The organism is Luteimonas sp. AC640a (assembly GCF_979256585.1).
The window spans coordinates 714,373-738,851 of sequence record NZ_CEEDOV010000007.1 but is presented as its reverse complement, the minus strand read 5'-3'; the positions used below and the strand labels follow the sequence as shown (position 1 = coordinate 738,851).

The 24,479-nt window shown below is 67.6% G+C and carries 25 protein-coding genes and 1 tRNA gene; 16 read left to right on the top strand and 10 right to left on the bottom strand.

Annotated elements, in window-relative coordinates:
- Positions 1-87: 87 nt before the first annotated feature.
- The 4 genes from ACZ9YD_RS07610 to ACZ9YD_RS07595 all read left to right on the top strand — a co-directional run bounded on the left by ACZ9YD_RS07610 (position 88) and on the right by ACZ9YD_RS07595 (position 4,973).
- Positions 88-639 carry a YaeQ family protein gene (locus ACZ9YD_RS07610; RefSeq protein ID WP_465074518.1) on the top strand — a complete coding sequence of 184 codons (552 nt, stop codon included), beginning with the start codon at positions 88-90 and terminating at the stop codon, positions 637-639.
- 322 nt (positions 640-961) lie between these two features.
- On the top strand, positions 962-3,115 hold the full coding sequence (locus ACZ9YD_RS07605; RefSeq protein ID WP_465074517.1) for a S46 family peptidase: 2,154 nt from the start codon (positions 962-964) through the stop codon (positions 3,113-3,115).
- Between the two features lie 85 nt (positions 3,116-3,200).
- Positions 3,201-4,058, top strand: a complete 858-nt coding sequence (locus tag ACZ9YD_RS07600; RefSeq protein WP_465074516.1) for a PA4780 family RIO1-like protein kinase — start codon at positions 3,201-3,203, stop codon at positions 4,056-4,058.
- A gap of 15 nt (positions 4,059-4,073) precedes the next feature.
- Positions 4,074-4,973, top strand: a complete 900-nt coding sequence (locus ACZ9YD_RS07595; RefSeq protein ID WP_465074515.1) for a pseudouridine synthase — start codon at positions 4,074-4,076, stop codon at positions 4,971-4,973.
- Between the two features lie 179 nt (positions 4,974-5,152).
- Here the strand turns inward: ACZ9YD_RS07595 and ACZ9YD_RS07590 are convergent, their stop codons facing one another.
- Positions 5,153-6,403, bottom strand: coding sequence for a TIGR03862 family flavoprotein (locus ACZ9YD_RS07590; RefSeq protein ID WP_465074514.1), 1,251 nt, complete (start codon positions 6,401-6,403; stop codon positions 5,153-5,155).
- 1 nt (position 6,404) lies between these two features.
- The gene (locus ACZ9YD_RS07585) at positions 6,405-6,743 is read right to left on the bottom strand and encodes a VOC family protein (protein ID WP_465074513.1); all 339 of its coding nucleotides are present in this window, start codon (positions 6,741-6,743) and stop codon (positions 6,405-6,407) included.
- Positions 6,744-6,858: 115 nt separating this feature from the next.
- Between ACZ9YD_RS07585 and ACZ9YD_RS07580 the strand changes: the two genes are divergently transcribed.
- The 3 genes from ACZ9YD_RS07580 to ACZ9YD_RS07570 all read left to right on the top strand — a co-directional run bounded on the left by ACZ9YD_RS07580 (position 6,859) and on the right by ACZ9YD_RS07570 (position 8,664).
- Positions 6,859-7,122, top strand: a complete 264-nt coding sequence (locus ACZ9YD_RS07580) for a DksA/TraR family C4-type zinc finger protein (RefSeq protein WP_465074512.1) — start codon at positions 6,859-6,861, stop codon at positions 7,120-7,122.
- Between the two features lie 80 nt (positions 7,123-7,202).
- Positions 7,203-8,243: an AI-2E family transporter gene (locus ACZ9YD_RS07575; protein WP_465074511.1), complete on the top strand. Its 1,041-nt coding sequence runs from the start codon at positions 7,203-7,205 to the stop codon at positions 8,241-8,243.
- 73 nt (positions 8,244-8,316) lie between these two features.
- Entirely contained in the window at positions 8,317-8,664 is a 348-nt protein-coding gene (locus ACZ9YD_RS07570; protein WP_465074510.1) for a RidA family protein, read from the top strand.
- Between the two features lie 158 nt (positions 8,665-8,822).
- Here the strand turns inward: ACZ9YD_RS07570 and ACZ9YD_RS07565 are convergent, their stop codons facing one another.
- Complete coding sequence (locus ACZ9YD_RS07565; protein ID WP_465074509.1) at positions 8,823-9,431, bottom strand: mechanosensitive ion channel domain-containing protein; 609 nt, start codon at positions 9,429-9,431, stop codon at positions 8,823-8,825.
- 158 nt (positions 9,432-9,589) lie between these two features.
- Between ACZ9YD_RS07565 and ACZ9YD_RS07560 the strand changes: the two genes are divergently transcribed.
- Positions 9,590-9,976 (top strand): DUF6165 family protein, encoded by a 387-nt coding sequence (locus ACZ9YD_RS07560; protein WP_465074508.1) that lies wholly within the window; start codon positions 9,590-9,592, stop codon positions 9,974-9,976.
- 72 nt (positions 9,977-10,048) lie between these two features.
- On the opposite strand, the gene ACZ9YD_RS07555 is transcribed toward ACZ9YD_RS07560, so the two are convergent.
- Positions 10,049-10,124: transfer RNA gene (locus tag ACZ9YD_RS07555), tRNA-Ala, on the bottom strand.
- Between the two features lie 16 nt (positions 10,125-10,140).
- Complete coding sequence (rnd, locus tag ACZ9YD_RS07550; protein WP_465074507.1) at positions 10,141-11,268, bottom strand: ribonuclease D; 1,128 nt, start codon at positions 11,266-11,268, stop codon at positions 10,141-10,143.
- A 109-nt stretch (positions 11,269-11,377) separates the two neighbouring features.
- Between rnd and ACZ9YD_RS07545 the strand changes: the two genes are divergently transcribed.
- Together ACZ9YD_RS07545 and ACZ9YD_RS07540 are read left to right on the top strand one after the other, a co-directional pair.
- Entirely contained in the window at positions 11,378-13,195 is a 1,818-nt protein-coding gene (locus ACZ9YD_RS07545; RefSeq protein WP_465074506.1) for a formylglycine-generating enzyme family protein, read from the top strand.
- A gap of 34 nt (positions 13,196-13,229) precedes the next feature.
- On the top strand, positions 13,230-14,162 hold the full coding sequence (locus tag ACZ9YD_RS07540) for a M48 family metallopeptidase (RefSeq protein WP_465074504.1): 933 nt from the start codon (positions 13,230-13,232) through the stop codon (positions 14,160-14,162).
- Here the strand turns inward: ACZ9YD_RS07540 and phbB (ACZ9YD_RS07535) are convergent.
- The 4 genes from phbB (ACZ9YD_RS07535) to gluQRS all read right to left on the bottom strand — a co-directional run bounded on the left by phbB (ACZ9YD_RS07535) (position 14,149) and on the right by gluQRS (position 17,337).
- Positions 14,149-14,895, bottom strand: coding sequence for an acetoacetyl-CoA reductase (phbB, locus tag ACZ9YD_RS07535; protein WP_465074503.1), 747 nt, complete (start codon positions 14,893-14,895; stop codon positions 14,149-14,151). The two genes, ACZ9YD_RS07540 and phbB (ACZ9YD_RS07535), sit on opposite strands and share 14 nt — an antisense overlap.
- Positions 14,896-14,962: 67 nt before the next feature.
- Entirely contained in the window at positions 14,963-15,454 is a 492-nt protein-coding gene (phaR, locus tag ACZ9YD_RS07530; RefSeq protein ID WP_465074502.1) for a polyhydroxyalkanoate synthesis repressor PhaR, read from the bottom strand.
- A 155-nt stretch (positions 15,455-15,609) separates the two neighbouring features.
- Entirely contained in the window at positions 15,610-16,350 is a 741-nt protein-coding gene (phbB, locus tag ACZ9YD_RS07525; RefSeq protein ID WP_465074501.1) for an acetoacetyl-CoA reductase, read from the bottom strand.
- 51 nt (positions 16,351-16,401) lie between these two features.
- On the bottom strand, positions 16,402-17,337 hold the full coding sequence (gene gluQRS / locus ACZ9YD_RS07520) for a tRNA glutamyl-Q(34) synthetase GluQRS (protein WP_465074500.1): 936 nt from the start codon (positions 17,335-17,337) through the stop codon (positions 16,402-16,404).
- Positions 17,338-17,456: 119 nt separating this feature from the next.
- Between gluQRS and htpX the strand changes: the two genes are divergently transcribed.
- Positions 17,457-18,362 (top strand): protease HtpX, encoded by a 906-nt coding sequence (gene htpX, locus ACZ9YD_RS07515; protein WP_465074499.1) that lies wholly within the window; start codon positions 17,457-17,459, stop codon positions 18,360-18,362.
- 258 nt (positions 18,363-18,620) lie between these two features.
- Here the strand turns inward: htpX and ACZ9YD_RS07510 are convergent, their stop codons facing one another.
- Positions 18,621-18,947, bottom strand: a complete 327-nt coding sequence (locus ACZ9YD_RS07510) for a DUF1244 domain-containing protein (protein WP_465074498.1) — start codon at positions 18,945-18,947, stop codon at positions 18,621-18,623.
- Positions 18,948-19,140: 193 nt separating this feature from the next.
- Between ACZ9YD_RS07510 and folD the strand changes: the two genes are divergently transcribed.
- The 5 genes from folD to guaA all read left to right on the top strand — a co-directional run bounded on the left by folD (position 19,141) and on the right by guaA (position 24,257).
- Positions 19,141-20,016, top strand: a complete 876-nt coding sequence (gene folD, locus ACZ9YD_RS07505; RefSeq protein ID WP_465074497.1) for a bifunctional methylenetetrahydrofolate dehydrogenase/methenyltetrahydrofolate cyclohydrolase FolD — start codon at positions 19,141-19,143, stop codon at positions 20,014-20,016.
- Between the two features lie 134 nt (positions 20,017-20,150).
- Positions 20,151-20,771, top strand: a complete 621-nt coding sequence (locus tag ACZ9YD_RS07500) for a hypothetical protein (RefSeq protein WP_465074496.1) — start codon at positions 20,151-20,153, stop codon at positions 20,769-20,771.
- Positions 20,772-20,890: 119 nt separating this feature from the next.
- Positions 20,891-22,348, top strand: coding sequence for an IMP dehydrogenase (gene guaB, locus ACZ9YD_RS07495; protein ID WP_465074495.1), 1,458 nt, complete (start codon positions 20,891-20,893; stop codon positions 22,346-22,348).
- An 11-nt stretch (positions 22,349-22,359) separates the two neighbouring features.
- Positions 22,360-22,665 carry a hypothetical protein gene (locus ACZ9YD_RS07490; protein ID WP_465074494.1) on the top strand — a complete coding sequence of 102 codons (306 nt, stop codon included), beginning with the start codon at positions 22,360-22,362 and terminating at the stop codon, positions 22,663-22,665.
- Positions 22,662-24,257: a glutamine-hydrolyzing GMP synthase gene (gene guaA, locus ACZ9YD_RS07485; RefSeq protein ID WP_465074493.1), complete on the top strand. Its 1,596-nt coding sequence runs from the start codon at positions 22,662-22,664 to the stop codon at positions 24,255-24,257. The genes ACZ9YD_RS07490 and guaA overlap by 4 nt, the downstream gene beginning before the upstream one ends.
- Positions 24,258-24,479 lie beyond the last annotated feature (222 nt).

Below are 24,479 nucleotides of genomic sequence, written 5' to 3'. Positions count from 1 at the left end.
GGAATGATGTGGTCGTGACCACATCCGCGCCCGGCGTTGACACCTGTTTAACCTACAATCGCGCCTCTCTCGCGCAGGCTCGTCCTCATGGCGCCCAAGGCCACCGTCTACAAAGCCGAACTCCAGGTCACCGACATGGACCGGCATTACTACGCTTCGCACGACCTCGTGCTGGCGCAGCACCCGTCGGAAACCGAAGCGCGGCTGATGGTGCGGCTGATCACCTTCGCGCTGTTCGCGGACGAACGCCTCGAATTCGGTCGCGGCCTCAGCAACGAGGAAGAACCCGACCTGTGGCGTCGCGATTACACCGGCGACATCGAACAGTGGATCGACCTCGGCCAGCCGGAGGAGAGCCGCATTCGCAAGGCCAGTGGACGCGCGCGCCAGGTCGTGGTGGTCAACTACAGCGGCAACGCCGCGCAGATCTGGTGGGATCGGATCGCGAATTCGCTGACCCGCCTGAAGAATCTCACCGTCGTCGATCTCGACCCGGCGAAGATCGAGGAGGCGGTCGGCCTGCTGCAGCGGAGCATGCGCCTGACCGCGATGATCCAGGACGGCGAACTGCAGCTGATGAGCGAGTCCGAAACCGTCACGATGACACCGGTCTGGCGGGTGCGTCCGGCGGAGAACTGATTCGCATCTTTTCCAGCCGTCGCGATGCCACCACCTCTCCCTCTGGGAGAGGTCGACGCGCAAAGCGCGTCGGGTGAGGGCAGGGCTTTACAGGTAAAGCCCCAAGGCACCCTCATCCGCCCCCCGCCTTCGCGGGGGCAGGCCCTCCGGGCACCCCGTATCAAGTACGGGGCAGGCTCTTCCCCCAGAGGGGAAGAGAAAATCCAAGCTCAACTCAAACCCTTCGCAAACTGAAGTCCGCCCCTCCATGAGCTCCGACCGTTGCCCTGGCCGCGACCGCTGGCTAAGGTCGCGGCTCGTCAGGTTCTTTCGGATGTCCCGCATGCCGCTCCGCCGTCCCGCCACCGCCGCGCTTGCCGCCGGCCTCGCGCTGTCCGCCGTGACCGCACACGCCGATGAAGGCATGTGGATGCCGACCCAGCTGCCCGACATCGCCAAGCCGATGCGCGAGGCGGGCTTCCGCGGTCGCGCCGATGCGCTGGCCGATGTCACCGCGCCGCCGCTCAGCGCGGTGGTCAAGGTGGGCGGCGGCACCGGCGCCTTCGTCTCCGATGAAGGCCTGCTGCTGACCAACCACCACGTCGCCTACGGCGTGATCCAGTACAACAGCAGCGCCGAGCGCAACATCATCGACGGCGGCTTCATCGCCGAAGGGCGCGGCGACGAACGACCTTCAAATCCCGACTTCCGCGTGCTGGTGACGGTCGGCTTCGACAAGGTCACCGACGAGGTACTGGCCGAGGCCCGCGGCAAGACCGGGCGCGCGTACTTCGATGCGGTGGACGCCGCCGGTAAGCGCGTCGTCGCCGCGTGCGAAGCGTCGCGCGAGGTGCGCTGCAGCGTCGCCAACATGTATTACGGCACCGATTTCTATCGCATCCGCCAGCTGGAGCTGCGCGACGTGCGTCTGGTCTATGCGCCGCCGCGCGCAATCGGCAATTACGGCGACGAGATCGACAACTTCATGTGGCCGCGCCACACCGGCGATTTCACCCTGCTGCGCGCCTACGTGGGCCGCGACGGCAAGCCGGCCGACTACAGCGCCGACAACGTGCCGTATGCGCCGCCGGCGCACCTGCAGATCGCCCGTGGCGGCCTGCACGCGGGCGACTACGCGATGCTCGCCGGCTATCCGGGCACGACCTTCCGCCATCGCACCGCGGCCGAGTTCGATGCCCAGGTCGCGCGCGTGCTGCCGCAGCGTGTGGCGGTGTTCGATGCGCTGATCGATGCGGTCGAGACCGCCGGCGCCGATGACGCCGACATCCGCACGCGCTATGCGTCACAGCTGCAGTCGCTGAAGAACAACCGCAAGCGCGCCGCCGGTGAGCTCGAAGGCCTGCTGCGCAGCGACGCGGTGCGCCTGCGTGGCGACGACGAGGCGGCGATGCTGGCCGCGACCACCGGTGAGGACGCGACCGACATCGCTGCGTTGCAGGCGGTTCTCGGCCAGGCCGATGCCGCCGGCGCACGCGATCTGCTGATGACGCTCGTCGCCAGCCAGACCCAGCTGCTGCGCTCGGCGTTGCTGCTCGAGCGCCTGCGCATCGAGTCGGCAAAGGCCGACGATGCCGCGCGCGAGACCGGCTACCAGCAGCGCGATCACGCGCTGATCGAAGGCGTGCTGCGCCAGGCCCAGCGTCGCTACGCGCCGTCTGCGGAGAAGGCACTGCTGTCGGTGCTGGTCGGCCGTTACCAGCAGTTGCCGGACGCGCAGCGCCTGCCGGCCTTCGATGCCGCGTTCGGCCGCACGCCGGAATCCTTGAAGACCGCGCTGGACACCGTCTACGCGCGCACGACGCTGGGCGAAGAGGCGCAGCGCCTGTCGCGCTTCGCCGATGCCCGCGCCGGCCGCCCGCTGGCCGACGATCCGCTGCTCGCACTCGCCGCGCAGCTGGTCGCCGCGCAGCTCGATGCCGAGGACGCGCGCAAGACCCGCGAAGGCGAACAGCTGCGGCTGCGCCCGGCCTATATGCGCGCCCTGTTCGCATGGCGCGCGCAGCAGGGTCGCGCGGTGTACCCGGACGCCAACGGCACGCTGCGCGTGAGCTACGGCAAGGTCGAAGCGCTGGCGCCGCGCGACGCAGTGGCGTTTTCGCCGGTGACCACCGTTGCCGGCATCGTCGAAAAGAACACGGGGCAGGTGCCGTTCGACGCGCCGCAGCCGCTGCTCGATGCGATCGCCAAGGGCGATTTCGCGGGCACCGCCGAAGCCTCGCTCGGCACCCAGCCAGTGAACTTCCTGACCAACCTCGACACCACGGGCGGCAACTCCGGCTCGCCGGTGCTCAATGCGCGCGGCGAACTGGTCGGTCTGAATTTCGACAGCAACTGGGAGTCGGTCAGCGCCAGCTGGTGGTTCGACCCGCGCACCAAGCGCGCGATCCACGTCGACATGCGCTACATGCGCTGGCTGATGGCCAAGGTCTATCCGGCGCCGGCACTGCTCGAGGAGATGGGGCTTCCGGCACGTTGATGCGATGCGTCGGTCGGGTGCCGTTCGGGCGCAAGGCCGGCGCAGGCCGCACAATGTCAGGCCAATCCGGAAAGCCCATCGCACCATGAAGATCCCGCAGGGACTGCAGCCACTGATCGAGGACGGCATCATCGATGCCGTGCTGCGACCGCTCAAGAGCGGCAAAGAGGCTTCGGTGTACGTCGTCCAGGTCGGCGACGAGGTGCGTTGCGCGAAGGTCTACAAGGACATGGCGCAGCGCAGTTTCCAGGCGCGCGTGCAGTACCAGGAAGGCCGCAAGGTCCGTGGCAGCCGCGAACAGCGTGCGATGGGCAAGGCGACCAAGTTCGGCCGCCGTGAGCAGGAGGCCGCATGGAAGACCACCGAGGTCGACGCGCTCTACGCCCTGGCCGACGCCGGCGTGCGCGTGCCGCAGCCCTACGGCTTCTTCCACGGCGTGCTGCTGATGGATCTGGTGACCGACGCCGACGGTTTCAGTGCGCCCCGTCTGGCCGAAGTGGATCTCGAACCCGACCAGGCCCGCGAGTGGCATCTGATGCTGGTGCGCGACATCGTGCGGATGCTGGTGCTGGGCATGGTCCACGGCGATCTGTCCGAGTACAACGTGCTGGCCACGCCCGACGGCCCGGTGCTGATCGATTTCCCGCAGGTCGTCAGCGCGGCCGGCAACAATGCCGCGCGCGACATGCTGCTGCGCGACGTGCACAACGTCCGCGACACGCTCGCGCGCTTCGCGCCGGAACTCGCCGACACGCATTACGGCGAGGAGATGTGGGCGCTCTACGAGGCGGGTGACCTGAAGGCCGATTCGCCGCTGACCGGCACGTTCGTGTTCGATACGCGCAAGGCCGACACCGGTGCGATCCTGTGGTCGATCGAGGACGCGCGCCAGGAAGCGGTGATCCGCCAGCAGGGCCGCGAAGAGGCTGATGAAACCGACTGACGCCGCGTTTCCGGCATGAGCCGCCCGCGGTTTCCGCCGCGGGATGGCGTGCCGGCGAGCCGGCTGCAACTGCCGCCGGGTCCGTGGGCCACCGTATTCGATGCCCTGGTCGCGCATTTTCCGCAGGTCGACGCATCAATCTGGCGGGATCGCGTAAAGCGGGGCAGGGTGCTCGATGCGCAGGGCGCTCCGGTCACGCTGCAGACGCCGTACCGCGTCGGCGCCGAGATCGGCTATTACCGCGAAGTGATCGATGAGCTGGTGATCAACGCCGTCGAGCGCATCCTGCATGTCGATGATCAGCTCGTGGTCGCCGACAAGCCGCATGGCCTGCCGGTCGCGCCGACCGGCGCCTTCGTCACCCAGACCCTGCTGACGCGGCTGGTGGCGACGCTCGGCAATCCGGATCTCGTCCCGTTGCACCGGATCGATCGCGGCACGGCTGGGCTTGTGTTGTTCTCGGCGAATCCGGCCAGCCGCGCGTGCTATCAGGCGCTGTTCCGCGAGTCACGCATCGCCAAGACCTACGAGGCACTGGCGCCGCCATTGCCGGACCTCGTCTTTCCGTTGACGCGCCGCAGCCGCGTCGAACGCGGAGACCCGTTCTTCCGCATGTGCGAGACCGACGGCCCGCCGAACAGCGAAACCCATATCGACGTGCTCGAACGCGGCAGGAGGCGATGGCGCTACGCGTTGTCACCGGTCAGCGGACGCAAGCACCAGCTGCGCGTGCACCTGGCCGCACTCGGCGCCCCGATCCTGCACGACCCCTGGTATCCGACGCTGCAGGAAGAGGCTGACGAAACTCTCCCCGCGCTGCAGCTGCTGGCCCGCACGCTCGCGTTTGACGATCCGCTCGATGGACGTCCGCGTGTCTTCGAATCGGAATTCCGGCTTTCGGATTCGCTGGACTAGCAGTGCGTCCCGTCTGCTGCGACGCCATTGGCTCGCGACGCAGATCGCTGGCCTTTGCGGGAGGTTTCGCGGCCAAGGCCGCTCCTACAAAAAGGGGTGCGTCTGCGGTTGTAGGAGCGCGCTCGCGCGCGAACGGCTTCGCGCGCGGACCCCAAGACCTGCCGCACGCCGAACTCCACTCAGTCAGCGCCGACGTCGCGGCTCACCCACGCCAGCACCCCATCCACCGCGACCGCGGCACTCGCCCAGCACGCGGTCAGCAGATACCCGCCGGTCGGCGCCTCCCAGTCCAGCATTTCGCCGGCAACGAACACGCCGGGCAGGGCATCAAGCATCAAGGCGTCGCCAGTTGCTTCAAGGCGCACGCCGCCGCCGCTGCTGATCGCCTCGGCGATCGGCCGCGGTGCCTGCAGCCGCAGCGGCAGGCGCTTGATCGCAGCTGCGACCCGTGCCGGATCATCGAGTGCGGCGCGATCGAGCAGTTCGAACAGCAAACCCGTCTTCGCGGCATCGAGCCCGGTCGCCCGGCGCAGATGTTCGCCGACGCTGCGGCGGCCGCGCGGACGCGCCAGGTCGGTCTGCAGGCGCTCGAGATCGCGCCCCGGCGCCAGATCCAGGTTCAGCACTGCGCTGCCATCGCGAGCGATCGTGTCGCGCAAGGTTCCGGAGATCGCATAGATCGCGCTGCCCTCGATGCCGGTCGTCGTCAGCACGCACTCGCCCTGCAGCGCGTGCGGCGTGCCGTCGAGACCGGTCCAGTGCAGCACCACCGGTTTCAGCGGCGCACCGGCATGACGCTCGGCGAGATGGGCGCTCCAGCCGATGTCGAACCCACAGTTCGCCGGCACCAGGGGCGCCACGTCGACGCCGCGTGCTGACAGCACCGGCTGCCAGCGACCATCGGATCCGAGCTCCGGCCAGCTGGCGCCGCCCATCGCGAGCAGCGTGGCATCGGCGACGTGGCGCACGCTGCCATCCGGCGTCTCGAACACCAGCGCGCCGCTGTCGTCCCAGCCGGTCCAGCGATGCTGCACATGGAAGCGCACGCCATCCTCGCGCAACTGCCGCACCCAGCCGCGCAGCAGCGGCGCGGCCTTCAGATCCTCGGGGAATACGCGCCCGGAACTGCCGACGAAGGTGGGCACGCCACGCGCCGCGGCCCAGTCGCGCAGCGCCTGCGCATCGAAGCGATCGAGCCAGCCACCGACCGCCGCATCGCGCGCGCCGTAGCGCGCATCGAAGCCGGGGCGCGGCTCGGAATGGGTGAGGTTCAAGCCGCCCTTGCCGGCGATCAGGAACTTGCGCCCGACGGAGCCCTTCGCCTCGAACAGATCGACATCCAGTCCCGCCGCGCGTGCGCGTTCGGCGGCGAACAGGCCGGCCGGCCCGCCACCGACGATGGCGAGCCGCGGCGTACGCACATCAGGCATTTCAGGCGCCTTGCTGGAACGCCAGGATGTAGCCGTTGCAGTCGACGATGCCGAACTCGCGGGCGCCGTAGGGCATGTCCTGCAGCGTCCACGCGAGCTGCGCACGGCCTTGCACCTGCGCGAAACAGGCGTCGATGTCGGCGACAGTGAAGTACAGCGTGCCGGTCAGCGTGGGCGCGCGGTGCCACAGATCGGCGGCAGTGAACACCACGCGTGCACCGTGACCGGTGACTGTCAGCGTGTCGCCATCGGAAACGGCGACGGTGAAGCCGGGCAGGGCGGTGTAGAACGCGCGCGTGCGTTCGAGATCGGTACAGCGCAGCAGCAGGGTCAGGGCCATGTCGGTCCTCCAGCGGAATCGACGCCATTATGACCGGGGCGGCCGCTCATCCCGAGTCAACGCGGCGCCTGCTAGCGTCTATGCCTCGTCAACATGCGACATGCAGGAGGCCGTCATGGCCACTGGTTGGGCTGGCGATGGCGCGGTGCAGGATCAGATCGACGCCACCGTGAAAGATGCGATCGAACGTGCCCGCAGCCAGCTGCGGAGCGGGCCGGGTCTGACGCACTGCGAAGAGTGCGACGCGCCGATTCCCGAAGCGCGTCGCCAGGCTGTGCCCGGCGTGCGTCTGTGCGTCGCGTGCCAGGCGGCACATGATGCGGACGACACGCAGGGGGGATTCAACCGACGCGGCAGCAAGGACAGTCAGCTGCGCTGAGCGCTCCACCGTATTTGCACGTGCGCTATGGCAAAAAGGGCGCCGCGTTATGACGCGGCCCCTTTTTTATTGGATCGACCATGCCCGCGTCGCAGGATCTCGCGTTGTTTTCCCGTCAAGTTCTGATCGTGCTCGCACTGCTCGCCGTGCTGGTGCTGTTCTGGGCGCTCACGCCTGTCCTGATGCTCGTATTCGGCGCGATCGTGGTCGCGGCGCTGCTGCTGTCGCTATCCGGGTTGCTGCGCCGCTTTGTGCCGATTCCCCACGGTGTCGCGTTGGCGATCGTGCTGGTCGTCCTGATCGGCGGTCTGTGCATGCTGCTGTGGATGTTCGGCGCGCAGGCCACGCGCGAACTCGCCACGCTCACCGACACGCTGCCGGCCGCGTACGCGCAGTTCCAAAACTGGCTCGGCGAGACCAGCGTCGGCAGTCTGGTGCAGGAGCAGCTGGACACCATCGGCGACAACATGGGCCGCATCGCCAGCGGTGCCGGCGCGATCGCGATGACGGTCTCCAGCGGCACGATCGACATGTTCCTCGTGCTGGTCGGCGCGATCTACATCGCCGCGCAGCCGGAGATGTATCGCAACGGCCTGCTGCATCTGGTGCCGCAATCGGCCAAGTCGGCCGCGGCCGATGCGCTCGATTCCAGTGGCCGTGCGCTACGCCTGTGGCTGGGTGGCCAGCTGGTCGCGATGCTAGTCGTGGGCATCATGACCGGCATCGGTCTGTGGCTGCTCGGCGTGCCGGCCGCGTTCGCGCTGGCGCTGATTGCGTTCCTGCTCGACTTCGTGCCGATCATCGGGCCTATCGTCGCCGCCATTCCCGGCATCCTGTTGGCATTCACCGTCAGCCCGCAGGTCGGCTTCGCGACGATCGCGCTGTACGTGGTGCTGCAGCAGATCGAGAGCAACGTGCTGCAGCCGCTGATCCAGCAACGCGCCGTCGAGCTGCCTCCCGCGCTGCTGCTGTTCTCGCTGGTGATCTTTGGCAGCCTGCAGGGCGCCGCTGGTCTGCTGCTCGCGGCGCCATTGACCGTGGTCGTCTACGTGCTGGTCAAGCGGCTTTACGTGCGCGAACTGCTGGGCGGCGATACCGCGGTGCCGGGCGAGCGCGCGTGATGCGAACGTGCGTCGGCTTGTCGGCGACGTGCGCGGCGTCCAGCATGAGCGCCCCACATCTCAAGGCAGTCCCATGATCCAGCGCATCGACGCCGGCCCGCGCATGTCCGAGGCCACGATCCACCACAACACCGTCTATTGCGCCGGGCAGGTACCCGAGACCACGGGCGCGGACATCGGCACGCAGACGCGTGAAGTTCTCGAGGCCATCGACGCGCTGCTCGCCCAGGCCGGCAGCGACAAGACGCGCATCCTGCAGGCGCAGGTCGTGCTCGCCGACATCGCTGATTTCGCCGGCATGAACGCCGAATGGGACCGCTGGGTGGTGGCGGGTCAAGGTCCGGCGCGCGCAACGATCGAAGGCAGGCTCGCCGATCCGGGCTGGCGCATCGAGATCATCGTGACCGCGGCGCTGGCCTGAGGAAGACCGCGGACCAGAACCTGTTCACGATCTGTCGCGAGCGCAGCCCGATGGTGCGTGGCGAAGCACAGAAAGCGCAATGTATGTGCGGGTAAGTGAGCATTTCGAGCACCGCACGCGCGCCACCCGGCAAGCGCAGCAAGATCGTGGACAGGTTCTCAGACGTCCAGCGGATCGCCTGCGGCCGTGCCACCACGCGCCGCAGGCAGCGCGCCGCCACGCCAGCGGCGCAGCGCACGCTGGAAGAAGAGGCTGTTGGGAATCTGCAGACTGGTGCCCGCGCCATCGCCATCATCGGTCTCGCGCAAGGTGGTGTAGACGAGATTGATATCGACCACCTGGCCGCGCAGGCCGGGCTTCTCGCCGTTTTCCAGTAGCTCGACGTGGTCGTAAAGCCGAAATGGGCGCGTGGTCAGAATCAGCATCGTGCAGAAGATGTTCGACAGCACGCTCCATGCCGCGAAGAACGCGACCGCCGCTACGGCGGCGAAACCGGTGAACGCCGTCCACAGCACCGTGCCGGATACACCCATGCGCTCGAGGATCAGCAGCAGCGCCGCCGCATAGACCAGGAACGACGTCACGCGGCGTCCGCCGACGACGGCTTCGGCCGGCAGCGTGTAGCGGTGTCCGACGCGTTCGATGATCCGGCGCACCAGCAGCCGCAGCAGCCAGGCGATGATCAGGATCAGCAGGATCTGGCCGATCGGCAGCACGATATCGAGCCAGTCGTGCAGCCACACGGGCAGGCGGTCCTTGAAACGCACGGCAGCTCCACACACATGGCGCCGATCGCGCCGGCACACAGTTTACGTCGCGATGCAGCACGCTCTTCGGCGACGCGGCGTTCGAACACATCACCGGCGAAGCCTCTTCAGCGCCGCGTTACCATTGACACCCACGACATGCGCGAAGAGGACAATCCGTGAGCACTTTGATGGCCCCGGTGTCGATCGGCGAACTCGCCGACAAGATCACCATCCTCGAGATCAAGGCCGAGCGCATCGGCGACGCGCAGAAGCTGGCCAATGTCCGCACCGAACTCGACGGCCTGCTGCCGCTATGGGCACCGCTGGCGGACAAGCAGCCCGAAATGGCCGAACTCAAGACAGCATTGCGCGAAGCCAATACGCGCATGTGGGACGTGCAGGACGCGCTGCGCGCGAAGGAAGCCGCGCAGGATTTCGGCGACGAGTTCGTCGAGCTTGCACGCGCGGTCGCGCGCCACAACGGCGACCGCGTCGAGGTCAAGAACACCATCAACCGGCTGGCCGGTTCGCGCTTCGTCGAAGAGAAGCAGTACCGCGCCTGAGCGCGCGGAATTCTCCGGACTCCGGAAGCAGAAAAGCCAGGACCTGGGTCCTGGCTTTCCGGCGGTATCGAGTGGTGGAGCCAAGGAGGATCGAACTCCTGACCTCGTCGATGCGAACGACGCGCTCTCCCAGCTGAGCTATGGCCCCACATGATGCGTGTCGATTATACGGTCCCCGCTGCGGGCTCGCCAGCCCTGTCGAGCAAGGGCGCCAGCGACGGTTCCAGCTGACCGCGACGCCAGCCCGACAGCGCGCCCGGCCAGTCCGCGCCTTCGACCAGCGCTTCGAGCCATTTGCGTGACGCGAGCACGCCGTCCGGCAGGCCGATTTCGGCGCTGCGCGCGGCCACCGCCTGCTGCAGGCGCTTGAGCTGCTTGCGGTCGGGTTCTTCGCCGCGCGAGAGCGGCATCTCGGCCTCGTCCGGCAGCTCGGTGGTCAGCGCCTGCCAGATCACCTGGGTCAACTTGCGCGGCGCCTTGGGATGCGCGTCGAGCCGCTGCTGCAGCGCCGTCGTGTCCGCAGGCGGATCGCGGGCGAGCAGGGTGGCGAGCTCGTTGTCGAGGATCCAGCTGCGCGGCCGGTCGGTGGCGCGCGCATACGTCTCGCGCCAGCGCAGGAGGCGGGCGAGGCGGCGCTGCGCATCGGCATCGAGGAACAGGCCGGCGCGACCGCCGAGCTGCGGCCAGCGATCGCCGTCCATGTTGCCGGCGGTCGCGACGAGCCGCGCGCAGTCCTCGACCAGCCAGTCCGCGCGATCCAACGCCTCGAGCTTGCCGGCGAGCACGTCGTGCAGCGCGAACAGATGCGCGACATCGTCGACGGCGTACTCGAGCTGCGTCGCCGACAGTGGACGGCGCAGCCAGTCCGAACGCGTCTCGCCCTTGGCCAGCGCGATGTCCAGCGTCTCCTGCACCAGGCGCTGATACCCCATGCCCGCGCCCGTGCCCGACAGCGCGGCGGCGATCTGGGTGTCGAACAGCGGCGCCGGCACCGCGCCACACGCGTGACCGAAAGCCACGAGATCCTCGCTGGCGCTGTGCATGATCTTGAGAATCGCGGGATCGGCGAGCAGAGGTCGTAGCGCTTCAGCAATGCCGGGCGCCAGCGGATCGACCAGCAATACCTCGATCCCGTCGGCGCCTTCGAATGCGATCTGCACCAGGGCGAGCTGCGGCCAGAAGGTGCGTTCGCGGATGAACTCGGTATCCAGACCGAGGCGGGTCGGGGCGTCGGGCAGACGGGCCCGCAGGATCGCCGGATCGTCGATCCAGGAGGAATTGGGAGATGACATGCGCGGAAGCCTAGCGGCGCGGGCCGATGGCGGCAATCGTCGGCGCTGTCGCATCGCCGCCACGGCTGCGATGGCTTAATCTGACGCGATGCGGTCCAGGGAGCCCGGTTTGCGCAGTTTCTTCGTTCTCTGCCTGTCGGGCGTGCTCATGCTGGCGGGCTGCAAGGCCGACACCGACGCCGCACCCGAAGATGGCAGCGTGACCATCAGCGGCGACGACGCGGTGGTGCCCGAGCTCAACTGGACGCCCCCGCGCGTGGTCATCGCCGTGGACGGCGAAGCGCAGGCGCTGGCGCAGGCCGACACCGCGCTGGCCGAAGACGATCTCTACGCCACGCCGACCTCGGCGATCCCGCTGTATCTCGCCTTGGCCCGGCTGCCCGACAGCGAACGCGCCGCGCGCAGCGGACTGCAACGTGCGCAGACCCGCTTGCTCGCACTCGGCGCGCAGGCGCTGGTGGAGGCCGACGAACTGGATTCGATTGCAGGCCTGCGCGCCGCGCACGATTTCGCCGCCGTTGCGCGGTATCTCGCGGCCGGCGACGAGACGGTGGTGCGCTATCTCGAACGCGTCGACGACAGCGACCGGCTGTGGGACCTCAACCGCGCCGCCGAACGTGCGCTGCAGGCCGGCGAACTGGGCGAGGGCGGCGGTGGCGCGCTCGCACTGTTTCGCGAGGCCGCTGCGCTACGTCCCGGCCAGCCGCGTGCACTGCAGGGTATGGCCGCGGTCGAAAGCGCGATGATCCGCCGCGCCGAGCTGGCCGCAGAGGACGCCAACTACAGCGGCGCCTCGCGCTGGCTGGCCCATGCGACGACGATCCGGCCGGGCTTTCCGACCGTCGGCGATGCCGAACGGCGCCTGCAGAGCCTGCGTGCCGCGCATATCCGCCGGCTGCGCGACGAGGGCGTTGATGCATTGCCCGAGATCAACGGCGTGGCCATCGCACGCGCGCGGCTGGCGCAGATCATCGGCATCGCCGAGCCGGGGGATCCGGTCGTCAACGATCTGCGCGAGCGTATTGACCGCACCGTGCACTACGGCGATGTCCGTCCCGGCCAGGTGTTCACCGACGCACTGGACGGTGGCGCGCGCGGCCCGCAGGTCGTGGTGCTGCCGCATGGCGGCTTCATGATGGGCGCGCTGCCCGGGGACCGCGACGCCGAGGACAACGAGTCGCCGCGACATGCTGTGCGCTTCGAACGCGGCTTCGCGATGGGCGTGCGCGAAGTGTCGGTCGGCGAATTCCGGCGCTTCGTCGATGCCACCGGCTACCAGTCGCGCGCGGTGCGCCGCGGCTTCTCGCTGGCCTACGACGAGCGCACCGGCAATTTCCTTCGCCGCAGCAATGTCGACTGGCGTTCGGATTACGTCGGCCGGCCGGCTGGCGACACGATGCCGGTGCTGCACGTCAGCGCCAAGGACGCGCAGGCCTATGTCGACTGGCTGTCGGCGCAGAGTGGCCGCCGGTACCGGCTGCCGAGCGAGGCCGAGTTCGAATACGCGTATCGCAACGGTGCTGCCGAACGCTATCCGTGGGGCGAGGACACGCCGCCCGACGGCGCCGGCAACATGACCGGCGCGCTGGACCGCTCGCCGGGCGGTCGCGCCTGGGGCAACGCGTTTCCAGGCTACGAAGACGGTTACTGGGGCCCGGCGCCGGTTGGCAGCTTCGAGCCCAATCCCTGGGGCGTGCACGACCTCGCCGGCAACGTCAGCGAGTGGATGGCTGACTGCTGGCATGCGACCTACCGGCGCGCGCCGGGCGACGGTTCGGCGTGGGTGAATCCCGGCTGCCGCGACCAGGTGATCCGCGGCGGCTCCTGGGCCAGCTCGCCGGCGCAGACCCGCACCAGTTGGCGGGCACTTGCGCAGGTTGACACGACAAATGCGAGACTCGGCTTCCGCGTGGTACGCGAACTTTGACGGTGTGCCGGGTGACCGGACTTGGGGAAATGAGATGAGACAGAATCCTTTCGGCGGCGGTGACCGTCGGCAGTCCGGTCGCGCACCGCGTCGCCGTTTCGGCATGCGCTTCGTCGTGCTGCTGCTGTTCGCGGGCTACGGCGCCTATTACTACTTCTCCAACCAGAGCGTCGACCCGGTCACCGGCGAGACCGTGCTGATCGATCGTGGCCTCGACGTGACGCAGGAAAAAGCGCTCGGGCTGGAGGCCTACCAGGAAATCCTGGGCCAGGAACGCCCCGTCGATCCCGACAGCGAGATCTCCAAGGACGTCCGCCTGATCGCCGAACGTCTGATCGCCAAGGTCGACGTGGTCGAGGCCGAACTCGCGCGCGAACACGGGCTGGAGCCGACCCGCTTCTCGGAGACCTTCGAGTGGGAGGTCAACGTGCTGGAGTCCGACCAGGCCAATGCGTTCTGCCTGCCGGGCGGCAAGATGGCGGTCTATACGGGCCTGATTCCGGTGGCGAAGAATGCCGACGCGCTGGCCGTGGTCATGGGCCACGAAATCGCCCACGCATTGCTGCGGCACGGCGCCCAGCGCATGGCCCAACAGAAGCTCACCCAGGTCGGCCAGATGGCCGGCGCAATGAGCGGCATGGACCCGCAGCAACAGCAGATGGCCATGGCCGCGATGGGCTACGGCTACCTGCTGCCGTATGCGCGCAAGCACGAGACCGAGGCCGACAACATCGGTTTGATGCTCGCCGCCGCCGCGTGCTTCGATCCGCGCGAAGCGGTGCCGCTGTGGGAACGCATGTCCGAGGCGAGCGGCGGCCAGGCGCAGCCGGAATTCGCATCCACCCATCCCAATCCCGGCACCCGCATCCAGACCCTGGAATCGCTGATGCCCAAGGCGCTCGAGTACCGCGCGAAGTTCTGCGAGGACGCACAGGGCGAGACGACCGCCGCGCTCAGAACCCCATGAGCAGACCGCCGTTGACCGGCAGGTTGATGCCGGTGATGTAACCGGCATCGTCGGCGGTCAGAAACACCACCGCGCGGGCGATGTCGTCGGGTTGACCGACGCGGCCGACCGGCACGCTGGCGACGGTGCGCGCAAGCACTTCTGGCGGCATCTTCGCGGTCATCGGTGTTTCGACATAGCCCGGCGACAGGCTGTTGACGGTGATGCCCTTGGCCGCGACTTCGCGGGCCAGTGACATCGTCAAGCCGTGCAGGCCGGCTTTGGCCGCGGCGTAGTTGGTCTGGCCGAAGTTGCCGATCTGGCCGCTGACCGAGCTGATGTTGACGATGCGGCCGAAACCGCGCGCGACCATGCCCTCGACCGCGGCGCGGCACAGGTGAAACGCGCTGTCGAGATTGATGCGCAGCACGTCGTCCCACTGCGCGGTCGCCATCTTGCGCAGCGTCGCGTCGCGGGTGATGCCCGCAGCGTTGACCAGGATGTCGATCCGGCCGTGGCGGGCTTCGACATCGGCGATCGCAGCCGCGCAGGCATCGGCGTCACCGACGTCGACGGCGAGCGTGGTCACCGGCAGGCCGGCCATGTCGGCAACGAACGCATCGAGGCGCGCGGCATCGGCCGGCAGATCAGCCGCGACGACATGGACGCCGCGTTCGGCGAGCTGTTTACAGATGGCGCGGCCGATGCCGCCGAGGCCACCGGTGACGATGGCGACGCGTGGTGTCTGGGTCATATGCGGTTTCCGGAAAGCGGACACGAAAACGGCGCGGTATCCGCGCCGTGTCGGTATTGCGGGAGAATCAGCGGCCGCGCTTGGGCGGATCGCGATCGGCCGGCTTGGCGCTCGGTGCAACGCCGCCGACCATCGTCTTCTGGAATTCCTTCCACAGGTCGAGGTTGCGCTCGGTCAGCTGGTTCATCATCGTCCACGGCGTCTGGCCGACCAATCCGCCCATCTGCTGGCGGAACTGTTGCTGCTGGTCGAGGAACGTCTGCATCGACCGCTCGAGATAGTTGCCCATGAAGCCCTGCATCGAATCGCCGTAGAAGCGGATGATCTGGCTCAACAGCTGGGTCGAGAGCACCGGCTCGCCGTCGGACTCGTGTTCGGAGATGATCTGCAACAGCACCGAACGGGTGATGTCGTTTCCGCTCTTGGCGTCGCGGACTTCGAAGTCCTCGCCGTCGACGATCAGCTGGCGGACGTCTTCGATGGTGATGTAGCTGGAGATTTCCGTATCGTAGAGGCGACGGTTCGGGTACTTCTTGATGATGCGCACGGCACTACTCATGAAGCCAACACTCTGATCCTTTGATGCTGCGCAGCATGGCGCAGCGGATTGGGGCGCGCAACTGGACGAACGGGCTGAACAGGGCGATGCGCGTCGCAGCGCGGACCGTCCGCGCAGGTATGGCATGGACGATCCGCGTGCGATGCGCAGACGCGTCACCAGCCCATGTGGTGGCCGCCGTTGATGTCGAGGTTCGAGCCGGTGATCCACGCGGCTTCGTCGGCGACCAGGAAGTTCACCGCGTAGGCGATTTCTTCCGGGCGACCCAGCCGACCGGTCGGAATGTCGGCCGCGATCTTCGCGCGCACTTCTTCGGGCACCGCCATCACCATGTCGGTGGCGACGTAGCCGGGCGACACCGTGTTGACGGTGATGCCGAGCTTGGCGTTCTCGCGCGCCAGCGAAATCGTGAAGCCGTGCATGCCGGCCTTCGCCGCGGCGTAGTTCGCCTGGCCGTACTGGCCCTTGAGGCCGTTGATCGAACTGATCTGGATGATCCGGCCCCACTTGCGCTCGCGCATGCCCTCGATCACCGGGCGCGTGACGTTGTAGACCGAATTGAGATTCGTGTTGATGACGTCCTGCCACTGCAGTGCGTGCATCTTGTGGAATGTGCCGTCGCGGGTGATGCCGGCGTTGTTGATCAGAATATCGATCGGGCCGAGTTGCGACTCGACGTCGCGCACCATTTTTTCGGCGTCTTCGTGATCGGAGACATCGCCCGGCGCGATCGCGATGTCATAGCCGGCCTCGTGCATCTGCGCCTGCCAGGCCTGCGCCTTTTCCAGGTTGCGATAGTTGGTGGCAACGCGATAGCCGTTGTCGACCAGTCGTTTCACGATTGCGGTGCCGATGCCACCGGTTCCGCCGGTCACCAGTGCTACGCGTCCTCTCATGCCATCCTCGCCTGTGTGGGGCGCTGCCGTTGCAGCAGCGGGTTTTGCAGTCTATGCACCGTGGGTGACAGCAGTGTTGTGCGATGCAGCAATCATGATGTCCTGCGTCGGCACGTGCGCAACCTCGAAGCGTTCGATGGCGCACGCGAGAAATGCAGGGGGCGTTTGTGATGCGATCGGTGGCTGTCCCAGCGCCTGCCACGCGAAGTGCAAGGCAGGCATCGGATCGCGCGCGTCGACGGCAATCGACTGTTCCGACTTCGACAGCTTGCGGCCATCGGCATCGAGCAGCAGCGGCAGATGCGCGTAATGCGGTGTCGGCAACGCCAGGATGCGTTGCAGCAGGATCTGCCGCGCAGTCGAATCGAGCAGGTCGGCGCCACGCACCACGTCGGTGATGCCCTGATCGCCATCGTCGACGACCACCGCGAGTTGATACGCCCAGAAGCCATCGGCGCGGCGCAACACGAAATCGCCCACCTCGATATCGACACGCTGCATCTGCGGTCCGCGAATCGCATCGACGAATTCGATCGTCGTGCCGGGTTCGACGCGCAGTCGGATTGCAGGATCCGGGCGCGTGCCGCTCGCGCGACAGGCGCCGAGGTGGCGTCCACCGGCCGCTGCAAGATCGGCGCGGCTGCAATGGCAGACGAAGGCCTGCCCGCGTGCGAGCAATTCGCCGACGACGGCGGCATAGCGCGCGCCGCGTGTGCTCTGCACCAGGACAGGCCCATCGTGCTGCAGGCCGAACGCCTGCAAGGTCGCCAGTTGCCCCTGCGCCGCCCCGGCCACTTCGCGCAACCGGTCGACGTCCTCGACGCGGATCGACCAGTGGCCCTGCGCCTGTCGCGCGAGTACCCAGCTGCCCAGCGCCGCCAGCAGAGAACCGGCATGCAGTGGCCCGGTGGGCGAGGGCGCATAGCGCCCGTGGTAGCCGGGCACATCCGGACATGGCCTCAAACTGTCTGGCATATGAACTGTCATGGGGTCGCCACTCTGCCTCGCGCGATCGCGAATTGAAATTGCGCGTTCGTGCACGCAAATTGTCGCGTCACGTTGTCATCTCCGCCTGGCGCAGGCGTCATCCGGATTCAAGGTACCCAATGTTCAAGCGTTTCGGTCTTCTCATCGCCACCAACCTCGCCGTGCTCGCGCTCGTCAGCATCGTCATGGCGATCTTCGGCATCAACCCGTCCACCTACGGTGGCCTGTTCGTGTTCGCGGCCCTGTTCGGGTTTGGCGGCGCGTTCTTCACCCTGGCGATTTCCAAGTGGTCGGCCAAGCGCGCGACCGGTGCCTACGTCATCAAGGACCCGCGCGACGAATCCGAGCGCTGGCTGGTCAACACCGTGCGTCGCCAGGCCGAGCAAGCCGGCATCGGCATGCCCGAGGTCGCGATCTACGACGCGCCCGAGATCAACGCCTTCGCCACCGGCGCCAACCGCAACAACGCGCTGGTCGCGGTGTCGACGGGCCTGCTGCGTTCGATGACGCGCGATGAAGCCGAAGCCGTGCTGGGCCACGAAGTCGCCCACGTCGCCAATGGCGACATGGTGACGATGACCCTGCTGCAGGGCGTGCTCAACACCTTCGTGATCTTCCTGGCCCGCGTGGTCGGTCGCGCCATCGACGGCTACCTCAACGGCGGCCGCGACAACGGCGGTGGCGGTATCGCGTACTTCGCCATCGTGTTCGTGCTGGACATGATCTTCGGCCTGTTCGCATCGATGATCGCGATGTGGTTCTCGCGCTATCGCGAGTTCCGCGCAGACGAAGGCGGCGCCGCACTGGCCGGCCGCGAGAAGATGATCGCCGCCCTCGAGCGCCTGGCCCAGACCTACGGCCAGAGCACGATGCCCAAGACCATTGCGGCGTTCGGCATCAGCGGTGGCGTCGGCCACGGCCTGAAGAAGCTGATGATGAGCCACCCGCCGCTGGAAGAGCGCATCGCCTCGCTGCGCAACGCGCCGCCGAGCCGCGACTCGGTGCGTCAGGGGATTGTGGCTTGATCCACTGATTGCGGATCCACGTAGTACGCAAGAGCCCGCCGATTGGCGGGCTTTTGTTTTGAGCCCTCCCCCGCGAGCGGGGGAGGGTTGGGTGGGGGCGAGTCGTCAGGTCGAGCGCGCCCAAAACTCGGGCGTCGTGTTTAGCAAGACCTCAGTGGCTCGAGTGGGCTAACCGTTTGCCCCCATCCCAGCCTTCCACCCGTAAAGGGCGCAAGGCCCCGCAGGCGGGGGAAGGGGCGGATCACGGCGAGTTCCGGATCAGCTGGCGTGCGTCTTCTGCGCCATCTCGAACGCCGCCAGCTGTTCCGGCGTCGCATCCTTCTGGTGCTGCGCCTTCCAATCCGCAAAAGGCATCCCATAGACCGCCTCGCGTGCGGCGGCCTTGTCCAGCGCCGCGCCCTCGGCATTCGCCGCGTCGCGATACCAGTCCGCCAGGCAGTTGCGACAGAAGCCGGCGAGGATCATCAGATCGATGTTCTGCACGTCCGGACGCGCGTCGTTGAGATGCGACAGCAGACGGCGGAACGCGGCAGCTTCGACACGGGTGCGGGCGTCGTCGGACAGGGTGGGGGTGGCATCGGCCATGGGGGAAACTCCAGCGTCGGGAAGTCCAACAGGATCGGCGTGTCGCGACGCCCCCGCAAGCAACAACGCGCCCTGTAGGAGCGCGCTCGCGCGCGATTGGCATTCCCATAGACCCGCATCGCGCGCGAGCGCGCTCCTACAAGGGGCAGCCGAATCGGCGACAATAGCCGCCCCCACGCCGCACGACGTCCGCATGACCGCCGCTGATCCCGCCCCGGCCCGCATCCTCGACGGCAAGCGCATTGCCGACACCTTGCTCGACCAGCTGCGCGTGCGCGTGGATGCGCGCGTCGCGGCCGGCGGCTCGCGCCCGGGGCTGGCCGTGGTGCTGGTCGGTGGCGATCCGGCGTCGCAGTCCTACGTGCGCAACAAGCGCCGGGCCGCGGAGAAGGTCGGCATCCAGGCCTTCGATTTCGATCTGCCCGTCGGCACCAGCGAAGATGAACTCATCGCGCTGATCGACCGGCTCAATGCCGATCCGGCCGTGCACGGCATCCTCGTGCAGCTGCCGCTGCCGGGCATTCCCGACGCGACCCACATCATCCATCGCATCGATCCGCGCAAGGACGTCGACGGCTTCCATCCCGAAAACGTCGGCCGCCTCGCGTTGCGCCAGTTCGGCCTGCGCCCGTGCACGCCGCGCGGCATCACCACGTTGCTGGCCTACACCGATCGCCCGGTGCGCGGTGCCAGCGCGACCATCGTCGGCGTGAGCAACCACGTCGGCCGGCCGATGGCGCTGGAACTGATGATCGCCGGCTGCACCGTGACCACCTGCCATCGCTTCACGCCGCCGGACGTGTTGCGCCGACACGTGGGCGAGGCCGACATCCTGGTCGTCGCGGTCGGGCGCCCGTCGCTGATTCCCGGCGACTGGGTGAAGCAGGGCGCAGTGGTGATCGATGTCGGCATCAACCGCATTGAGGACGGCCGTCTGGTCGGTGACGTCGGCTTCGACGCCGCTGCACAACGCGCAAGCTGGATCACGCCGGTGCCGGGCGGCGTGGGGCCGATGACCGTCGCCACGCTGATGCAGAACACGCTGGAAGCGGCAGACGCCGCCGGCTGACGCGTCGCCCTGCGGCCGGTTTGCGCCGCTACGACGTTCTCCGGAAAGAGAGTCATCACCGGAGCGTCGCCATGCAGTCCCATGCCTACCGTGCCCAAGCCGTCTGTTGCCTGGCCCTGCTGTTTGGTGCCGGAATGTCCGCGGCCGTCAGCGCGCAGGTGCCTGGCGGGTGCGAGACGCCCGTCGACCAGCGACAGGGCGAGATCGGCTGCTACCTGCTCGACGCCCGCGTCGTGCCGGACCTGCCAGCGCAACCGCTCTACTGGCATCTCTACGCATTTCCCACGCTGGTCGAGGCCCGGGCCGCGGTCACGGGACCGCGCCAGCAGGCATTGATGGCGCAGGGCAGGGCGTGGCTGTTCGCGATCGAACCGCAGACCTGGAAGGCCGGCTCGGGTCAGCGCACGGCGGTGATCGGGCCGCTTCCGGTCACGCCGGGCCTGTCGTATACGGCGCGCTACATGGAGTCGAGCACGCCCCGGGGCATGCACGCGGTGGTGCACGCGCATTCGGGCGCCGAAGCGTTCCATGTGCTCGAGGGCGCCCAGTGCGTGCAGACGCAGGCCGGCGCGAAAGTGATCAGCGCCGGCGAAAACGGGATCACCGAAGCGGAGACGCCGATGACGTTGTCCGGCATGGACACGACCATGCGCCGCGCACTGGTGCTGGTGCTGCATGACAGCGCGCGTCCGTGGATGACGATGTCCGACTGGGCGCCGCCCGCAGGCGCCTGCAACACCGAAGCCGCGCACTGATCCGGGCCGCGCCGTGCCTGGCGACCGCGCCCAGAAGCACGCCCCCGCACCGCTGTGTTGCCAGCGTGAACGGGCCAAACGCGCTAGAATGGCGCGCTTCCTCCTCCCCGGCACCCCGCATGCTGCGCATCCAGGCCGAAGCACTCACGTACGACGACGTATCGCTCGTTCCCGCCCACTCCTTGATTCTGCCCAAGGATGTCCGGCTCGCCACCCGCCTGACGCGCGACCTGCGCCTGAACCTGCCGATCGTCTCCGCGGCGATGGATACCGTCACCGAAGCCCGCCTCGCCATCGCGATGGCCCAGCTCGGCGGCATCGGCATCCTGCACAAGAATCTCAGCGTCGAGCGTCAGGCCGCCGAGGTCTCGAAGGTCAAGAATTTCGAAGCCGGCGTGATCCGTGAACCGTTCACCGTCGGCCCGGACACCACCATCGGTGAAGTCCTGCGCCTGACCCGCGCGCGCAACATCTCCGGCGTGCCGGTGGTCGACGGCACACGGCTGGTCGGCATCGTCACCGGGCGCGACCTGCGCTTCGAGACCAAGCTCGACGATCCGGTCCGCAACGTGATGACCAAGCAGGATCGCCTGATCACCGTGCGCGAAGGCGCCAGTGACACCGAAGTGCTGGCGCTGCTGCACAAGCACCGCATCGAGAAGATCCTGGTCGTCAACGACGATTTCGCGCTGCGTGGCCTGATCACGGTCAAGGACATCCAGAAGGCGCACGACAACCCCAACGCCGCCAAGGATGCCGACGAGCAGTTGCTGGTAGGCGCCGCAGTGGGCGTGGGCGGCGATACCGAAGCGCGCGTCGAAGCGCTGGTCGCGGCCGGCGTCGACGTGATCATCGTCGACACCGCGCACGGTCATTCGCAGGGCGTGCTCGACCGCGTCAACTGGGTCAAGAAGACCTATCCGCAGGTGCAGGTGATCGGCGGCAACATCGTCACCGGCGAAGCGGCCAAGGCGCTCGAAGACGCCGGCGCGGATGCGGTCAAGGTCGGCGTGGGTCCGGGCTCGATCTGCACCACGCGCGTCGTCGCGGGTGTGGGCGTGCCGCAGGTCACCGCGATCGACATGGTCGCCGAGGCCCTGCAGGACCGCATCCCGCTGATCGCCGACGGCGGCATCCGCTACTCGGGCGACATCGGCAAGGCACTCGTCGCCGGCGCATCGACGGTGATGATCGGTGGCCTGTTCGCCGGTACCGAAGAAGCCCCGGGCGAAGTCGAACTGTTCCAAGGCCGCAGCTACAAGAGCTACCGCGGCATGGGCTCGCTGGGCGCGATGGAGCAGGGCTCCAAGGACCGCTACTTCCAGGATTCGTCGGATGCCGACAAGCTCGTCCCCGAAGGCATCGAAGGCCGCGTGCCGTACCGCGGCGCGCTGGGCGGGATCATCCACCAGCTCGCCGGCGGCCTGCGCGCGACCATGGGCTACGTGGGCTGCGCGACGATCGAAGACATGCGCACCCAGCCCAAGTTCGTGAAGATCACCGGCGCCGGCCAGCGCGAGAGCCACGTGCACGACGTGCAGATCACCAAGCAGCCGCCGAATTACCAGGCGGGTTGAGGCGAGCGGCCATGGACGCGCCGGGCTGGTTGACGCTGATTGCGGCGCCCCTGGTCCTGAGTGCGTCCATCGGCCTGGTGTTTCCCCGCCTCTGGCAGCGCATTCTTTTCAGCGGCTTCGCGGCCGCGGCGCTGTACGCGGTGGCGCATTACCTGCTGCAGGCCGAGATGATTCCGCAGAGTGGGGCAGCGATGCCCGGCCATGCGCTCTCGGTACGCGCCGCAATCGTATTCGCACTGTGCACGGTGCCGGTCGGGTGTCTCGCCGGCTACGTATTCCATCTCTTCTCGCGCTTCATTCGGACTCCCAAGGCATGACTTCCCAGGCAACGCCAGACCTCCACGCCGACAAGATCCTCATCCTCGACTTCGGCGCGCAGTACACGCAGCTGATCGCCCGCCGCATCCGCGAGCTGGGCGTCTACTGCGAAATCTGGGCCTGGGACCACGATCCGGCCCAGATCGCCGCGTTCGCGCCCAAGGGCATCATCCTGTCTGGCGGCCCGGAATCGACGATCGAACACGATTCGCCGCGCGCACCGCAGCAGGTGTTCGACGCCGGCCTGCCGCTGCTGGGCATCTGCTACGGCATGCAGACGATGGCCAAGCAGCTGGGCGGCGAGACCGAAGCCGCCGACGCGCGCGAATACGGCCATGCCGAAGTCGCCATCGTCGCCAAGGACAGCCTGTTCGAAGGCCTGAGCGACCACGCCGGCGCCCAGCGTCTCGACGTGTGGATGAGCCACGGCGACCACGTCAGCGCCGCACCGCCGGACTTCACCGTCACCGCCAGCACCGACCGTGTGCCGGTGGCCGCGTTCGCCAACGAGGACAAGCGCTGGTACGGCGTGCAGTTCCATCCCGAAGTCACGCACACCAAGCAGGGCCTCGCGCTGCTGCGCCGTTTCGTCGTCGACATCTGCGGCTGCGCCACGCTGTGGACCGCGGCCAACATCATCGACGACCAGATCGCGCGCGTGCGCGAGCAGGTGGGCAGCGACGAGGTGATCCTGGGCCTGTCGGGCGGCGTGGATTCGTCCGTCGTCGCCGCGCTGCTGCACAAGGCCATCGGCGAGCAGCTGACCTGCGTGTTCGTCGACACAGGCCTGCTGCGGCTGGGCGAGGGCGACCAGGTCATGACGACCTTCGCCGATGCGTCCAGCTCGCACTCCTTGAGCGTGCGCGTGATCCGCGTCGACGCACGTGATCGCTATTTCAGCGCCCTCGCAGGCGTGAGCGATCCGGAAGCCAAGCGCAAGATCATCGGCAACCTGTTCGTCGAGATCTTCGACGAAGAGTCCAACAAGCTCAGCAACGCCAAGTGGCTGGCGCAGGGCACCATCTATCCCGACGTCATCGAGTCGGCCGGCAGCAAGACCGGCAAGGCCCACGTCATCAAGAGCCACCACAACGTCGGCGGCCTGCCCGAGCACATGAAGATGGGCCTGGTCGAACCGCTGCGCGAGCTGTTCAAGGATGAAGTGCGCAGGCTCGGCGTCGAACTCGGCCTGCCGCGCGAGATGGTCTACCGTCACCCGTTCCCGGGCCCGGGCCTGGGCGTGCGCATTCTCGGTGAAGTCAAAGCCGAGTACGCCGAGATCCTGGCCAAGGCCGACCACATCTTCATCGATGAACTGCGCAAGGCCGACCTCTACGACAAGACCAGCCAGGCCTTCGCCGTGTTCCTGCCGGTCAAGTCCGTCGGCGTCGTCGGCGACGCACGCGCGTACGAATGGGTGATCTCGCTGCGCGCCGTGGAGACCATCGACTTCATGACCGCCCACTGGGCGCACCTGCCGTACGACTTCCTCGGCCGCGTCTCGAACCGGATCATCAATGAAGTCCGCGGCGTCTCGCGCGTGGTCTACGACATCAGTGGGAAGCCGCCAGCGACGATTGAGTGGGAGTGAGTTGGGTGCTGCGATGTCTGGGAGACTTACCGACGCGCGCATCGCGCCAGCTTGGAGATGTTCTCTGAAGCGCGTTTCTAAGCTGCGGCTTAGATGTGCTGCACCGGCGAGCTGATTCGGAAGGAATCTTAGCGCAAGCATAGATTTCGGGAGGACGGTGGGCAGATCGAGTGGGAGACGTTCGGCGAGATCGGGCGCTGCATTCGCCATTCCGGAGGCGCA